The sequence below is a fragment of the Pseudomonas sp. Y24-6 genome (assembly GCF_020295325.1).
In the GTDB taxonomy this organism is placed as follows: Bacteria; Pseudomonadota; Gammaproteobacteria; order Pseudomonadales; family Pseudomonadaceae; genus Aquipseudomonas; species Aquipseudomonas gregormendelii.
This window is the reverse complement of the sequence record NZ_JACBXG010000003.1, coordinates 59,745-74,139: the sequence shown is the minus strand read 5'-3', so window position 1 is coordinate 74,139 and position 14,395 is coordinate 59,745. Positions and strand designations below refer to the sequence as shown.

Annotated in this window: 14 protein-coding genes; 8 read left to right on the top strand and 6 right to left on the bottom strand. The window is 60.0% G+C overall.

Translation table 11 applies throughout. The features are described 5' to 3' along the window. Positions 1–45: 45 nt before the first annotated feature. The 3 genes from HYI44_RS06745 (at position 46) to HYI44_RS06735 (ending at position 3,116) form a co-directional block, all read left to right on the top strand. Entirely contained in the window at positions 46–579 is a 534-nt protein-coding gene (locus tag HYI44_RS06745) for a tripartite tricarboxylate transporter TctB family protein (RefSeq protein WP_122837864.1), read from the top strand. Beyond that, positions 576–2,105 (top strand): tripartite tricarboxylate transporter permease, encoded by a 1,530-nt coding sequence (locus tag HYI44_RS06740; protein ID WP_122837863.1) that lies wholly within the window; start codon positions 576–578, stop codon positions 2,103–2,105. The genes HYI44_RS06745 and HYI44_RS06740 overlap by 4 nt, the downstream gene beginning before the upstream one ends. Before the next feature lie 69 nt (positions 2,106–2,174). Continuing rightward, positions 2,175–3,116, top strand: coding sequence for a LysR family transcriptional regulator (locus tag HYI44_RS06735; RefSeq protein WP_122837862.1), 942 nt, complete (start codon positions 2,175–2,177; stop codon positions 3,114–3,116). Between the two features lie 111 nt (positions 3,117–3,227). On the opposite strand, the gene HYI44_RS06730 is transcribed toward HYI44_RS06735, so the two are convergent. Further along, positions 3,228–4,166, bottom strand: coding sequence for an aspartyl/asparaginyl beta-hydroxylase domain-containing protein (locus tag HYI44_RS06730; protein ID WP_045058721.1), 939 nt, complete (start codon positions 4,164–4,166; stop codon positions 3,228–3,230). Positions 4,167–4,502: 336 nt separating this feature from the next. Further along, positions 4,503–5,477, bottom strand: coding sequence for a cysteine synthase A (gene cysK, locus HYI44_RS06725; RefSeq protein WP_122837860.1), 975 nt, complete (start codon positions 5,475–5,477; stop codon positions 4,503–4,505). A 127-nt stretch (positions 5,478–5,604) separates the two neighbouring features. Between cysK and HYI44_RS06720 the strand changes: the two genes are divergently transcribed. The 3 genes from HYI44_RS06720 to HYI44_RS06710 all read left to right on the top strand — a co-directional run bounded on the left by HYI44_RS06720 (position 5,605) and on the right by HYI44_RS06710 (position 8,885). Further along, a complete protein-coding gene (locus HYI44_RS06720) occupies positions 5,605–6,681 on the top strand; it encodes a DUF748 domain-containing protein (RefSeq protein WP_122837859.1) in 1,077 nt (358 codons plus the stop codon). 147 nt (positions 6,682–6,828) lie between these two features. Continuing rightward, positions 6,829–7,674, top strand: a complete 846-nt coding sequence (locus tag HYI44_RS06715; protein WP_045058724.1) for an AAA family ATPase — start codon at positions 6,829–6,831, stop codon at positions 7,672–7,674. Between the two features lie 32 nt (positions 7,675–7,706). After that, positions 7,707–8,885, top strand: a complete 1,179-nt coding sequence (locus tag HYI44_RS06710) for a vWA domain-containing protein (protein WP_122837858.1) — start codon at positions 7,707–7,709, stop codon at positions 8,883–8,885. A 126-nt stretch (positions 8,886–9,011) separates the two neighbouring features. On the opposite strand, the gene HYI44_RS06705 is transcribed toward HYI44_RS06710, so the two are convergent. Genes HYI44_RS06705 through HYI44_RS06695 form a run of 3 tightly spaced genes read right to left on the bottom strand, consistent with a single transcriptional unit; the run spans position 9,012 to position 10,872 of the window. Then, positions 9,012–9,554: a DUF2937 family protein gene (locus HYI44_RS06705; RefSeq protein ID WP_045058726.1), complete on the bottom strand. Its 543-nt coding sequence runs from the start codon at positions 9,552–9,554 to the stop codon at positions 9,012–9,014. Positions 9,555–9,565: 11 nt separating this feature from the next. After that, a complete protein-coding gene (locus HYI44_RS06700; protein ID WP_122837857.1) occupies positions 9,566–10,342 on the bottom strand; it encodes a class II glutamine amidotransferase in 777 nt (258 codons plus the stop codon). 32 nt (positions 10,343–10,374) lie between these two features. Then, positions 10,375–10,872: an MFS transporter gene (locus tag HYI44_RS06695; RefSeq protein ID WP_225569032.1), complete on the bottom strand. Its 498-nt coding sequence runs from the start codon at positions 10,870–10,872 to the stop codon at positions 10,375–10,377. A 214-nt stretch (positions 10,873–11,086) separates the two neighbouring features. Here HYI44_RS06695 and HYI44_RS06690 point away from each other — a divergent pair, with 214 nt between their 5' ends. Further along, positions 11,087–13,141 (top strand): S9 family peptidase, encoded by a 2,055-nt coding sequence (locus HYI44_RS06690; RefSeq protein WP_225569031.1) that lies wholly within the window; start codon positions 11,087–11,089, stop codon positions 13,139–13,141. A gap of 149 nt (positions 13,142–13,290) precedes the next feature. Here HYI44_RS06690 and HYI44_RS06685 read toward each other — a convergent pair whose 3' ends face one another. Beyond that, a complete protein-coding gene (locus tag HYI44_RS06685) occupies positions 13,291–13,581 on the bottom strand; it encodes a hypothetical protein (protein ID WP_122837854.1) in 291 nt (96 codons plus the stop codon). Between the two features lie 106 nt (positions 13,582–13,687). Here HYI44_RS06685 and HYI44_RS06680 point away from each other — a divergent pair, with 106 nt between their 5' ends. Next, positions 13,688–14,374, top strand: a complete 687-nt coding sequence (locus tag HYI44_RS06680; protein ID WP_045058731.1) for a spermidine synthase — start codon at positions 13,688–13,690, stop codon at positions 14,372–14,374. Positions 14,375–14,395: the final 21 nt, after the last annotated feature.

Sequence of the window (14,395 nt, the reverse complement as noted above, 5' to 3'; positions counted from 1 at the left end):
CGGCCGTTCGACTGCGTACGGCCGTCACCTGCTGGAGGTGTTTTCATGTCCCATTCTTCGGATTCACCGGCGCTGGTCGGTACCCGCTGGGTCGAGCTTGGCCTGACCGTCTTCACCACCCTGATCGGTGTGGTGGTGATGTTCGGCAGCATCGAACAGGGTATCGGCTGGGGCGATTCCGGCCCTGAGCCGGGTTACTTTCCCTTCTATATCGGCCTGCTGCTGAGCGCCGCCAGCCTGGGTAATGCAGTGCTGACGCTGGTGCGCTGGAATGCGCTGGGCGTGGCGTTCGTCAGCCGCAGTGCGTTTCGCCAGGTGCTGTCGGTGTTCATTCCGATTGCGCTGTTCGTCGCGGCGATGCCGCTGGTGGGGATCTACGTGTCCTCGGCCTGCTTCATTGCGTGGTTCATGTGGAGCGACAAAGCGCGCGCCACGCCGTACAGCAAGTGGAAAATCGCCAGCATCTCCCTCGGTGCGGTGCTGGCCAGTTACCTGATTTTCGCGCTGTGGTTCAAGGTCCCGCTGGATGCCGGCCCGTTGGGCGACTGGATTGCCCTGGCCGGGAGATACTTCAAATGAGCGAATTCGACTCCCTGTTGCAAGGCATGAACCTGATCCTCACCCCGGGCCACATTGGCCTGATGGTGGTTGGCGTGCTGCTGGGCATCCTGGTCGGCGTGTTGCCAGGTCTGGGCGCCCCCAATGGCGTGGCGTTACTGTTGCCGCTGACGTTTACCATGTCGCCGGTGTCGGCGATCATCCTGCTCTCTTGCATGTATTGGGGCGCGCTGTTTGGCGGCTCGATCACCTCGATTCTATTCAACATACCCGGCGAGCCCTCATCGGTGGCAACCACCTTTGACGGCTACCCGATGGCGCGCGAAGGCCGTGCGGCGGAAGCACTGACCGCAGCCTTCAGCTCCGCCTTGATTGGCGCACTGGCCGGCGTATTGCTGCTGACCTTCCTGTCGACGCGCATTGCCGAATTCGCCATGTCGTTCAGTTCACCGGAATTCTTCGCGGTGTACCTGCTGGCGTTCTGTACGTTCATCGGCATGAGCAAGAACCCGCCACTGAAAACCGTGGTGGCGATGATGATCGGATTTGCCATGGCGGCAGTCGGCATGGACACGGTGTCCGGCAACCTGCGCCTGACGTTCGACATGCCCACCCTGATGACCGGAATCAGCTTCGAAGTGGCAGTGATTGGCCTGTTCGGTATTGGTGAAATCCTCTGCACTGTCGAGGAAGGCCTGGTGTTCCGTGGCGAACATGCTCGAATCACGCCAATGGTGATCCTGCGCACCTGGGCGAAGCTGCCGCGTTACTGGTGGACGATTGTGCGCAGCACCATGGTAGGTTGCTGGATGGGTATCACCCCCGGCGGCCCGACGGCGGCATCGTTCATGAGCTACAGCCTGGCCCGGCGCTTTTCGAAAAACCGCGAGAACTTCGGCAAAGGCGAACTCGAAGGCGTGATAGCCCCGGAAACCGCTGACCATGCCGCCGGCACCAGCGCCCTGTTGCCAATGCTGACCTTGGGCATCCCCGGTTCAGCGACGGCCGCCGTGATGCTCGGAGGCCTGATGATCTGGGGCCTGCACCCTGGGCCAACCCTGTTCGTCGAGCAACATGACTTTGTCTGGGGCCTGATCGCGAGCATGTACCTGGGCAACGTGGTGAGCCTGATCGTGGTGTTGGCCACTGTGCCACTGTTCGCCTCGATCCTGCGCATTCCGTTTTCGATCATTGCGCCGATCATCATCATGGTTTGCGCCATCGGCGCCTACTCCGTGCACAACTCGTTCTTCGATGTGGTGCTGATGCTGGGCTTCGGCGCCCTGGGCTATCTGTTCAAGAAACTCGGCTACCCGATTGCGCCACTGGTGCTCGCGGCGGTGCTGGGTGACAAGGCAGAAGATGCATTCCGTCAATCGATGCTGTTTTCTGACGGTCACATCGGTATTTTCTGGTCCAACCCGTTGGTGGGCGGGCTGACCACGGCAGCGCTGCTGATGCTGTTCTGGCCGTTGATCTCCAAGGTGTTGCAAACCCTGCTGGGCCTGCGCAAGCCAGCGGTTGCCAAACCAAAATCGGTGCTGTGACACAGCAATGCTGGCAACGCCTGACAATTGTTGTCAGGCTTGCCGCAGTCTTTCTTGCGAGTGCGGCCCATGACCCGAATTCCTGATGCCAATTTGATCCACAGCCGACTGCGTCTGCGCCAACTGCGGCTGATGCTGGCGCTGCAGGAATTCGGTTCTTTGCGCCGCGCCGCCGACCATATCGGCATGACCCAACCTGCTGCCACCAAGATGCTGCACGAGGCCGAAGACCTGCTCGGCGTCGAACTGTTCGAGCGCTTGCCCCGGGGCATGCGTTCAACACCCTTCGGCGAGACCGTGACCTATTACGCGCGCATGGTCTTTGCCGAACTGAGTGGCATGCGTGAAGAACTGGTCGCTCTCGAGTCAGGCAACCTGGGCCGGGTTGCGGTGGGGGCCATCCCGGCCCTCGCCTCGGGGCTGCTGACCCGTACCATCGCAACGCTGAAACAAAGCCACCCACGGTTGTCCATGAGCATCCAGGTCGACACCAGCGATGTGCTGGTCCAGGCCTTGCTGCAAGATCAACTGGACATCGTGCTGGGACGAATTCCAGCCGGGGCGCGAGCCGAGGAACTGCTGTTCGACAGCCTGGGCGAAGAAGCCTTGTGCGTCATCGCCGGCGCGCAGAACCCGCTGGCCAAGGAGAAGCAATTGAGCTGGGCGGAATTGCAGAACATGACCTGGGTGCTGCAACAACACCCAAGCCCGATGCGCGCGATCATCAATCAGGTGTTCCACAACGCGCGGGTCGATATCCCCAGCAGCATCGTCGAGACCACGTCGATCATGACCTTGCTGTCCCTGATCCAGCAGACCGACATGCTGGGCGTGACGCCCGTTTCGGTGGTGGAAGATTATCCGGGGCGCGATCTGCTGGCCGTGTTACCGATCAAGTTCGAGGCACGCCTGCCACCGTTCGGCTTGATTACCCGCAGGCACCGGATTCAGTCGTCGGCGATGCAGGCGTTCATGAATTCGGTGCGGGCGGAGCATGTTTTGACTAAATAACGAGCTGGCAGCCTATGGAATCCGTGGACCCTGATCACTCCATCGCCAGCAGGCGTTGCTGCCACAGGTCATGATTGCAAAATGAAAGTGCCTGGTGCTTCACGGACGGCTTCAGCCGAACAGCCAATACCCCAGCAACCCCAACACCACCACTGCCAACACCGGCCGCAGCACCCTGTAGGCCTTGGGATTACGCCGCTTCCACTGCTTGATCACACCACTGAATCTATCGCTGGAATTCTTGCTCCAGGCATAGGCCTGGTTGATCCCGCCCACCCGCTCGTCATCCAGGTTCTGCGGCGCGGTAGCACGGCCCAGCAAGCCGCTGATCCAACGGTTGATCCGGGTCATGAGGCGATTGCTCAGCGGTCGCTCGATGTCACAGAACAGGATTACCCGAGTCTGGTCAGTCTCGTTCTTTACCCAGTGCACGTAAGTCTCATCGAACATCACGTCTTCGCCATCGCGCCACGCGTACTCCTGGCCGTCGACGAAAATCCGGCATGCATCGGAATTGGGCGTCGACAAGCCCAGGTGATAACGCAACGAACCTGCAAATGGATCACGGTGCGGATTCAGGTGGCTGCCACCCGGCAGCAAGGCGAACATGGCCCCTTTGACGTTGGGAATGCTGCTGACCAGTGCCACGGTTCTAGGGCACAGCGTCTCGGCTGAAGGCAGGGGTTTGTCGTACCACTTGAGGTAGAAACGCTTCCAGCCTTTCTTGAAGAATGAGCCGAAACCCGCATCGTTGTTCTTCTCGGCGGCGCGAATGTAGCCCTCGTCGAACAGGTGCATCGCCTCTTCGCGAATCACTTGCCAGTTGTCCTTGAGCACATCCAGTTCCGGAAACTTGCTGCGGTCCAGGTAAGGTTTGGACGGTACTGCGGAGAACAGGTACATCAAGGCGTTGTACGGGGCGAACAATGCCGAATGATTGACGAACTGACGCAGGACCGGCAGTCGTGCCTTGCCGCGCAAATGCACATAGAGGGTACTGCCCAGGAACAGCAGCAACAGAGATGCCTTCGCGGCAAAGGAAAAGGTCATCAACAACTCCTTGATAATAGGCAACTCTGCACAACGCCATTTACCCGACGTGGCAGCCGGCCATGATAATCACTACCGGCCCGGGGAAAAACCCGCAAATTTCGACATTCAGTGTTAAGGATTCAGTAACAAATTAATTAGTAGCACAGAGTTGCTGAACGGGGGCTGACTTGGGTCAAGCCCCGCAGCCCTCTGCAACCTGCAACCTGCAACCTGTGGGAGCGACCTGCTCGCGATAGCGGTGAACCCTTCAACATCAATGCCGATTGATCTACCGCCATCGCAAGCAGGCTCACTCCCACAGAGGCACATCCAAAAAAATAGCGATGATGCTTGTTACGCCTGGTTTTCCTGTTCGGTGAACAAATCACTGAACAACATGCTCGAGAGATAACGCTCACCGGAATCAGGCAGGATTACCACGATGGTCTTGCCCTGCATCTCCAGGGTCTCGGCCAGTCTCACCGCGACGGCCATCGCCGCTCCGCAGGAGATACCACACAAGATGCCTTCCTCCTGCATCAGGCGCAAAGCCATGGCCTTGGATTCTTCATCGGTCACCAGTTCGACCCGGTCGACCATCGACAGGTCTAGATTTTTAGGTACAAAACCGGCGCCGATTCCCTGGATCTTGTGCGGGCTCGGTTTGATCTCCTGACCGGCCAGCGCCTGGGTAATCACTGGCGACACCATCGGCTCCACGGCCACCGAGATAATCGGTTTGCCCTGGGTATTCTTGATATACCGCGAAACCCCGGTGATAGTTCCACCGGTTCCCACTCCCGCTACCAGCACGTCGACCGCACCGTCGGTGTCATTCCAGATTTCCGGCCCGGTTGTCTTCTCATGAATCGCCGGGTTGGCCGGGTTTTCAAACTGCGCAGGCATGAAGTGAGTGGAGGGATTGCCGGCGACGATTTCGGCGGCCTTTTCGATCGCGCCTTTCATGCCTTTGGCCGGTTCGGTCAAGACCAGTTCAGCGCCAAGGGCTTTGAGCACCTTGCGTCGCTCGATGCTCATGGAGGCCGGCATCGTAAGCAGCAGTTTGTAGCCCCGGGCCGCGGCAACGAAGGCCAGGCCGATCCCGGTGTTGCCCGAGGTGGGTTCGACGATGGTCATGCCAGGCTTGAGTTTTCCGGAGCTTTCGGCGTCCCAGATCATGTTGGCGCCAATCCGGCACTTGACCGAGTAACCGGGGTTGCGCCCTTCGATCTTGGCAAGGATGGTTACGCCGCGCGGGGCGATGCGGTTGATCTGTACCAGGGGCGTATTGCCGATGGAATGGGCGTTGTCAGCGAAGATACGGCTCATGGCTGGGTCCTTATACAGCATTGAAATAGCGCTCCAAGGTAAGCCTGTTGTTCGTGGTCGTCCAGTCAGGTCGAACGTCCTGCTGCAACAGCAGTCAATGGCTTTACACCGCTGGAGATTTGTCCTCATGAAACGTCGTTATAGTTGGCCGCTATGGATCATTGCCGGGGTCGTGGTGCTACTGGTTGCGCTGCACATCGCCCTGCCCTACATGGTACGTGACTACCTGAACGAGAAACTGGCCGACATGGGCGACTACCGCGGCCAGATCACCGACGTCGACCTGGCGCTGTGGCGCGGCGCCTACAAGATCAACGGGCTGAAAATCGTCAAGGTCGACGGCAAGGTTCCGGTGCCGTTCGTCAACGCGCCGCTGATCGACCTGTCTGTCAGTTGGCACTCGCTGTGGTACGACCACGCGGTTGTGGCCGAAGTGCAGTTCTTTAATCCCGAAGTGAATTTCGTCGACGGCGGCGCCAACAAACAGAACTCGCAGACGGGTCAGGGCACTGACTGGCGTGCCCAATTGAGCAAACTGGCGCCCATCACCTTTAACGAAATAAAGATCAACGACGGCAAGATCAGCTTTCGCAACTTCAATTCCAAACCACCGGTGAACATGAACGCCACCCAGGTCAATGCGAGCATCTATAACCTGACCAACGTGGTAGATACCGAAGGCCGGCGTGACGCACGCTTCGAGGGCAAGGCCCTGCTGCTCGGCCATGCGCCGCTGGAAACCACGGCGACCTTCGACCCGCTGAGCAACTTCGAAGACTTCGACTTCCGCCTGCGGGCGCGGGACATCGAACTCAAGCGCATGAACGATTTCGCCTCTGCCTATGGCAAGTTCGACTTCAATGCCGGCCATGGCGACGTGGTCATCGAAGCGGAAGCCAACAAGGGTCGACTCAAGGGTTACATCAAGCCACTGCTCAAGGATGTCGACGTGTTCAACTGGCAACAGGACGTTGAAAACAAAGACAAGGGCCTGTTCCGCTCAGTCTGGGAAGCCATCGTCGGCGGTTCGGAGACGGTGCTGAAAAACCAGGTCAAAAACCAGTTCGCCACCCGGGTCGAGCTGAGCGGCAACGTGCATCGGCAAGATATCAACGCCTTCCAGGCGTTTTTGCAGATTTTGCGCAACGGATTCGTCCAGGCGTTCAATGCCCGCTATGAGCGACCGAAGCCGGATGCGGGTTGAGTCACCGGGTGACTCTCCATTCAGAGACTGAATAAGCCGTCTGCGTTCACAGTCGACCGGCCTGCGCGTTATAGTCGGGCATCACATTTAATTCGCCCGTCCCGCCCTGCTTAGCTCAGGCCGGCGTCACCGTTCGAGGATTAGCAGATGAAGTTCGAAGGCACCCAGGCTTATGTCGCCACCGATGACCTGAAGCTGGCGGTCAATGCCGCCATCACTCTGGAGCGGCCGCTGCTGGTCAAGGGCGAACCGGGCACTGGCAAGACCATGCTTGCCGAGCAACTGGCCGAATCCTTCGGTGCCAAGCTGATCACTTGGCACATCAAGTCCACCACCAAGGCCCACCAGGGTCTGTACGAGTACGACGCGGTCAGTCGCCTGCGTGATTCGCAGCTGGGCACCGACAAGGTTCACGACGTGCGCAACTACCTGAAAAAGGGCAAGCTGTGGGAGGCTTTCGAGTCCGATGAGCGGGTGATCCTGTTGATCGACGAGATCGACAAGGCCGATATCGAGTTCCCCAACGACCTGCTCCAGGAACTCGACAAGATGGAGTTCTACGTCTACGAAATCGACGAGACCATCAAGGCCAAGAAGCGCCCGATCATCATCATTACCTCCAACAATGAAAAAGAGTTGCCGGACGCCTTCCTGCGCCGCTGCTTCTTCCATTACATCGCGTTCCCGGATCGCACCACGCTGCAGAAGATCGTCGACGTGCATTACCCGGACATCAAGAAGGACCTGGTCAGCGAAGCGCTGGACGTGTTTTTCGATGTGCGCAAGGTGCCGGGCCTGAAGAAGAAGCCCTCGACCTCGGAACTGGTCGACTGGCTGAAGCTGCTGATGGCCGACAATATTGGCGAGGCCGTGCTGCGCGAACGCGATCCAACCAAGGCCATTCCACCCCTGGCCGGCGCTTTGGTGAAGAACGAACAGGACGTACAGCTGCTCGAGCGCCTGGCGTTCATGAGCCGTCGCGGCTCCCGCTGATCCCTCTTTTAACAAGATAGAGGGCGATAGCCATGCTGCTCAACCTGTTCAATGAAATGCGCGCAGCCAAGGTGCCGGTCTCGGTGCGTGAGCTGCTGGACCTGATCAACGCGCTGAAACAGCGGGTGACCTTCGCCGACATGGACGAGTTCTACTACCTGTCCCGGGCGATTCTGGTGAAGGACGAAAAGCATTTCGACAAGTTTGACCGCGCTTTCGGTGCGTACTTCAACGGCCTGGAAAAGCTTGACGACCACCTGCAGGCGCTGATTCCCGAGGACTGGCTGCGCAAGGAGTTCGAACGCTCGCTGACGGATGAAGAGCGCGCAGCAATCCAGTCCCTCGGTGGCCTGGACAAGCTGATCGAGGAATTCAAGAAGCGCCTTGAAGAACAGAAAGAACGTCATGCCGGTGGCAACAAGTGGATCGGCACTGGCGGCACCAGCCCGTTCGGTTCCGGCGGTTTCAATCCGGAAGGGATTCGCGTCGGGGATGCGGGCAAGCGCCAGGGCAAGGCGGTCAAGGTCTGGGACCAGCGCGAATACAAAAACCTCGATGATTCGGTGGAGCTGGGCACGCGTAACATCAAGGTCGCACTGCGCCGCCTGCGCAAATTCGCCCGCCAGGGTGCGGCCGAAGAGCTGGACATCGACGGCACCATCGACCACACCGCACGCGATGCCGGGCTGCTGAATATCCAGATGCGTCCAGAGCGGCGCAACACGGTCAAACTGTTGCTGCTGTTCGACATCGGCGGTTCGATGGACGCCCACGTGAAAATCTGCGAGGAACTGTTCTCGGCCTGCAAGACCGAGTTCAAACACCTGGAGTACTTCTACTTCCACAACTTCATTTATGAGTCGGTGTGGAAAAACAACATGCGTCGCACGTCCGAGCGCACGTCAACCCAGGACCTGCTGCACAAGTACGGCGCCGACTATAAAGTGATTTTTATCGGGGATGCGGCGATGGCCCCCTACGAAATCACCCAGGCAGGGGGCAGCGTCGAACACTGGAACGAAGAAGCCGGTTACGTGTGGATGCAGCGTTTCATGGAGAAGTACAAGAAGGTCATCTGGATCAACCCTTATCCGAAGGACACTTGGGGCTATACGTCTTCGACCAATATTGTGCGGGACCTGATCGACGACCAGATGTACCCGCTGACGTTGCGCGGGCTGGAGGAAGGGATGCGGTATTTGTCCAAGTAGCTTGTGTTGCCTGGACGGGCCTTATCGAAAGCAGGCTCACTCCCACAATGGACTTCTGCTGCATCGCAGATCCAGGGTGGGAGCGAGCCTGCTCGCGATGCTTTCTGTCGGGCCTATCTCTTGATCTCAGAGCCCACGCACATCGCGGTCTTCAATCGGCCGGCTCTGGCGCAGACGCTTGCCGCCCAGCACCACCCAATCAATCAGCCGGAACAGGCACTCGATGCCAAACGACAGCAACAACGCGCCGCTCATGCCCCAGATCATCGCTTCCGGCGTCAGCAGAATCTGGTAGCTGTAGCCGTTCCAGGTTTCCTTGCGGATGTCCGGATCAGCGGCCAGGGCGACCTGCAGTACGCGGATGTACCACGGGCCTTGCATGGCCTGGAATTGCTTGTCGAGGGCCAGCTGGCGAGTGAGCATGGCGCTCAGACTGTCGGCATCGCTGCGGAAAATCGGGTCTTCGCTGGCGCGGTAGTGGTTCACCAGCGCTTGCATGTCGCCCTTGAAGAACTGATTGGCCGTGCCCTGGAAACCGCTGAGGCCAGTCTGCGCCTCAATCAGATGCGCCTCGACCCGCTTGGCGTAATCATTGATGAACCCTGGCACCTGCACCCCGATCAACAGGCCCGCCGCGAACAACACCAGCCGTAGATAACTGAGCAACATCGGGAAGATCCTTATGCGGTCTTGCCCTGGCTGACGCATTCACCGCGTCGCCATAGGCTCCATTGGCCCGGTTCGTAGCGGGTCCAGGTTTCGTTTTCGGTCAGCGGTTCGGTGGCGATCACCGTGACCACGTCATTGGGCGTGGTTTCCGCCTGGAAATCGACGATCACATCGACATCCTTCAACCGCGCCGGGCCGAACGGGGCTCGGCGAGTGATCTGGGCCAGTTTGGTCGAGCAATAGCAGAACAGCCAGTCGCCGTCGCTGAGCAGGCAATTGAATACGCCCTTGCTGCGGTACTCGGCGCAGGCCGCGACCAGGTCGGGCAGCAACGCTTCGACTTCAACCGGCTCCGGAAACGCGGCGCGCACCCGGTTGAGCAGGTCGCAGAACGCCGCTTCGCTGTCGGTATCGCCCACTGGGCGGTAGAAGCTGGTGATAGGCTGGAAATCGGCAAGCTGGCCGTTGTGCGCGAAGCACCAGTTGCGTCCCCACAATTCGCGGACGAACGGATGAGTATTGGACAGGCAGACCTTGCCGACGTTGGCCTGGCGGATGTGCCCGATCACTACCTCGCTCTTGATCGGATAGCGCTGCACCAGATTGGCGACCTCGGACTCGCAGCTCGCGGCCGGGTCCTGGAACAACCGCAATCCACGACCTTCATAGAACGCGATGCCCCAACCGTCACGGTGCGGGCCGGTACGCCCGCCGCGCTGCATCAGCCCGGTAAAGCTGAACACGATATCGGTCGGGACATTGGCGCTCATGCCCAATAACTCACACATGCTCGGACTCTCGATGAAAGGCGGGGGCACGTCTACAGACGGGGTTCGACCCGCAAACGCTGGGGGTTGCCGGGTACCGGGGGCCGACCATAGCGATCATCGCCGGCACCACCGAACAGGTGCTCGTCTTCAGGCTCGTCGACCCGGGCGGCAGCCTTGGCAGCATCGGCCTGGGCCTTGCGGGCCCTGGCTGAGCGTTCCATGGCGAAACGGATCGCCACGTAAACCAGATAGACGCCGAAGGCGAGCATCCCGTACATAAACAGGTCGCTGATTGCTCGCCAGGCGTTGTTACCCACCTTGAACATCAGGTCCAGAGCGGTGATGGCGACGGCCGGGGCCACTTTGGCCTTCACCGGATCGACCACGGTCGGGCTGAACAGCAACACAGCCACCAGCAGCCGCAGCGGCTCGCGCAGCCAACGCCACATCCAGCGGGTCATGCGCATCCATACCAGCAGGCAGCCCAAAGCGGCAAAGGCGTAGAGGCCCCAGGCGATCAGATAGTCGTTCTCGGTCATGGTGTCCATGGCAAGGCAGGCAAAGAGGCGCTTATAGTAACGACTTTTCGCACGTCCGGCTTGTCTCCTGTAGGAGCAGAGCTTGCTCGCGATGACGTCAGCCCAATCGAAATCGATTGTGAATGCTGGTGCGCAATCGCGAGCAAGCTTTGCTCCCACAGTGCTGCAACCCAACAGACAGTGCCTGCACAGCCCTATTCCGTACATCGTCCGAGAGCCCTTCATGCCCCCATCCGCCAACATTCAAGACGCACCCATTGCCCACAAGGCTGAAGGTCCAGACCCGTATGCCTGGCTGCAGGAACGCGACACCGGCCCGGTGCTGGACTATCTGAAGGCTGAAAACCACTATCAGGAAGCACAGACCGCCGATCAGGCCGGGCTGCGTGAAAGCCTGTTCGAAGAGATCAAGGGCCGGATCCTCGAGACCGACCTGTCCCTGCCCTCCCCCTGGGGCCCGTACCTGTATTACACCCGCACCACTGCCGGTGACGAGTACGCGCGTCATTACCGTTGCCCGCGCCCGGCCGATGACAGCCTGCAGCTCGACGAAAGCCAGGAACAACTGCTGCTCGACCCCAACGCCCTGGCCAAGGGTGGCTTCTTTTCCCTGGGCGCGTTCAGCATCAGCCCCGACCACCAGCGCCTGGCCTACAGCATTGACTCCACGGGCGATGAGATCTACACGCTGTTCGTGAAGGAATTGTCCAATGGTCGCGTGAGCGAACTGGAGTTCGAGGACTGTGACGGCAGCATGACCTGGGCCAACGACAGCCTGACCCTGTTCTTCGGCGAGCTTGACGACACCCATCGCCCGCACAAGCTATACCGCTACCGGCTCGACGGCACGGCGGCCGAAGAAGTGTTTCATGAACCGGACGGGCGCTTCTTCCTGCATTGCTACCGCTCCAGTTCCGAGCTGCAACTGCTCCTGGCGCTGGGCAGCAAGACCACGAGCGAGGTCTGGGTGCTGGATGCCGCGCAGCCACAACAAGGCTTCACTTGCGTGGCGCCGCGCCGGGAAGGCCATGAGTACGATGTCGACCATGGCGCGCTTGATGGCCAGTGGAGCTGGTTTATCCGCACCAACCGCGACGGCATCAACTTTGCCTTGTACCACGCTGACGACACGGGTGTGGCCCCGACCGAGGAACAATGGCAGAACCTGATTCCCCACAGCCACCTGACCATGATCGATGGCATGAGCCTTAATGCCGCAGCCATGACTCTCAGCTTGCGGGTCGGCGGGCTGCCGGTGATTGAAGTGCACCCACAGGATCTGCCCAGCTACCGCGTGCAATTGCCCGACGCGGCCTACAGCCTTCACGTGCAGAATAGCCTGGAGTTCGCCAGCGAGCGGATCCGCCTGCGCTACGAAGCATTGAACCGGCCCGCGCAGATCCGCCAGCTGGACCTTGCCACGGGCGAACAGCAGGTGCTAAAGCAAACCCCGGTGCTCGGCCCTTTCGACGCCGATGCCTACGTCAGCCAGCGCCTGTGGGCAACGGCACCCGACGGCACACAGGTGCCGATCAGCCTGGTAGTCAAGCGAGATGCCCTGGGCCAACCGACTCCACTGTACTTGTACGGCTACGGCGCCTATGGCGAAAGCCTGGACCCATGGTTCTCCCACGCGCGCCTGAGCCTGCTGGATCGCGGAGTCGCGTTCGCCATTGCCCACGTGCGCGGCGGCGGCGAACTCGGTGAAGCCTGGTACCGTGCAGGCAAGCAGGAGCACAAGCACAATACCTTCAGCGACTTCATCGCCTGCGCCGAGCACTTGATTGCCAATGGCTACACCACCGCGCCGCAGTTGGCGATCAGCGGCGGCAGCGCCGGCGGCCTGTTGATCGGCGCGGTGCTCAACCAGCGGCCCGAGCTATTTGGTGCGGCCATCGCCGAAGTGCCTTTCGTCGACGTGCTTAATACCATGCTCGACCCTGATTTGCCGTTGACCATCACCGAGTACGACGAGTGGGGCAACCCTGAAGAACCCGAGGTGTACGAACGCATCAAGGCTTATGCACCTTACGAAAACGTTACTGCCCAGGCTTATCCAGCCACCCTGGTGATTGCCGGCTACAACGACAGCCGCGTGCAGTATTGGGAGGCTGCGAAGTGGGTGGCCAAGTTGCGCGCCACCAAGACCGACGCCAATCCGCTGCTGCTCAAGACTGAGCTGGGTGCCGGGCATGGCGGGATGAGCGGGCGTTACCAGGGCTTGCGCGATGTGGCGCTCGAATACGCATTCGTGTTCAAGGTGCTGGGTATCGCCTGACACCCCCGGGCTTTTTCCTGTAGCCACTGGCGAAGTGCGAACAAGCTTGCTCGCGATGACGGTTTCGCATCCAGCATTGATGCTGACTGTCCCCCCGCTATCGCGAGCAAGCTTGGCTCCCACAGTTGGCCAGCGGCTACAACCGTTGGTTATCCGCCGGGGGATTTGATTTTGGTGCTGTTTTGCTCAAGGCCCGGCAATGTCTGGTCCTTGGGCGGATTGGGCATTTCGATCGGCGGCAACAACGGCGCGCTGCCGCTGCCAGGGCCCGCCTTGGGCACGCTGGTCGGGGTGATCTGTGGGTAGGGAGTCGGTGTCGCGGTGCCCGGTGAACCGGGCATTGGCGCAGGGCTCGTGGGAATGGTTTGCAGCTCCTGGGCCTGCACTGCAGTTATCGAGAGCGCGGCCAAGGCAATGACCGTTAGAATGGTGCGCTTCATCAATGGCTCCGTTAGCCTTGTTGTCTGGTCTCAGGCTACTCCCAACTGCGCGCGTTTGCCCTCCCCCATGCCAATTCTTCTCAAGCCAATTTTTCAAGAGAGCCACATGAAACGTTTCGTACTGCTCGACACCACCCCCATCCCTGAAAATGGCGGTGCCCTGTGCCTGTTCGAGTACGGCGAGGACTTCGTCATCAAGATCCAGGGGGGTGACGGAGGCCAGTTGATGAACACCCGCATGCACGGCTCCGAGGATGCGCTGGCTGAAATCCCTTGCCGCAAAGTCGCCGGACGGCCGAATTCGCGGGTCTTGATCGGCGGCCTGGGCATGGGCTTTACCCTCGCCTCGGCGCTCAAGCACCTGGGCAAGACGGCTGAAGTGGTGGTCGCCGAACTGGTGCCAGGCGTGGTCGAATGGAACCGTGGGCCGTTGGGCGAAAAATCCGGTAACCCGCTGCTCGACCCGCGCACGGTGATTCGCCTGGAAGATGTCGCCAAAGTGCTGCAGGCCGAACCTCAGGGCTTCGATGCGATCATGCTGGACGTCGACAACGGCCCCGAAGGCCTGACCCAGAAGGCCAACAGCTGGCTGTACTCCGCTGGCGGCTTGAGCGCATGCGCCAAGGCGCTGCGGCCCAAAGGCGTGCTGGCCGTATGGTCGGCGAGTGCCGACCGGCAGTTTTCCGACAAACTGAAGAAGGCCGGGTTCAAGGCCGAGGAAGTCCAGGTCTTTGCCCACGGCAACAAAGGCACACGCCACACCATCTGGATTGCCGAGAAGCTCAAGGGCTGAGCTAAACTCTGTTCATAACCG

Bases quoted from the DNA above. Each gene is read 5' to 3' on its own strand.
- HYI44_RS06700 (WP_122837857.1), bottom strand. From the start codon at position 10,342: ATGTGTGAGTTATTGGGCATGAGCGCCAATGTCCCGACCGATATCGTG.
- HYI44_RS06680 (WP_045058731.1), top strand. From the start codon at position 13,688: ATGAAACGTTTCGTACTGCTCGACACCACCCCCATCCCTGAAAATGGC.
- HYI44_RS06715 (WP_045058724.1), top strand. From the start codon at position 6,829: ATGAAGTTCGAAGGCACCCAGGCTTATGTCGCCACCGATGACCTGAAG.
- HYI44_RS06705 (WP_045058726.1), bottom strand. From the start codon at position 9,554: ATGTTGCTCAGTTATCTACGGCTGGTGTTGTTCGCGGCGGGCCTGTTG.
- HYI44_RS06690 (WP_225569031.1), top strand. From the start codon at position 11,087: ATGCCCCCATCCGCCAACATTCAAGACGCACCCATTGCCCACAAGGCT.
- HYI44_RS06710 (WP_122837858.1), top strand. From the start codon at position 7,707: ATGCTGCTCAACCTGTTCAATGAAATGCGCGCAGCCAAGGTGCCGGTC.
- cysK (WP_122837860.1), bottom strand. From the start codon at position 5,477: ATGAGCCGTATCTTCGCTGACAACGCCCATTCCATCGGCAATACGCCC.
- HYI44_RS06745 (WP_122837864.1), top strand. From the start codon at position 46: ATGTCCCATTCTTCGGATTCACCGGCGCTGGTCGGTACCCGCTGGGTC.
- HYI44_RS06730 (WP_045058721.1), bottom strand. From the start codon at position 4,166: ATGACCTTTTCCTTTGCCGCGAAGGCATCTCTGTTGCTGCTGTTCCTG.
- HYI44_RS06735 (WP_122837862.1), top strand. From the start codon at position 2,175: ATGACCCGAATTCCTGATGCCAATTTGATCCACAGCCGACTGCGTCTG.
- HYI44_RS06740 (WP_122837863.1), top strand. From the start codon at position 576: ATGAGCGAATTCGACTCCCTGTTGCAAGGCATGAACCTGATCCTCACC.
- HYI44_RS06685 (WP_122837854.1), bottom strand. From the start codon at position 13,581: ATGAAGCGCACCATTCTAACGGTCATTGCCTTGGCCGCGCTCTCGATA.
- HYI44_RS06695 (WP_225569032.1), bottom strand. From the start codon at position 10,872: ATGGACACCATGACCGAGAACGACTATCTGATCGCCTGGGGCCTCTAC.
- HYI44_RS06720 (WP_122837859.1), top strand. From the start codon at position 5,605: ATGAAACGTCGTTATAGTTGGCCGCTATGGATCATTGCCGGGGTCGTG.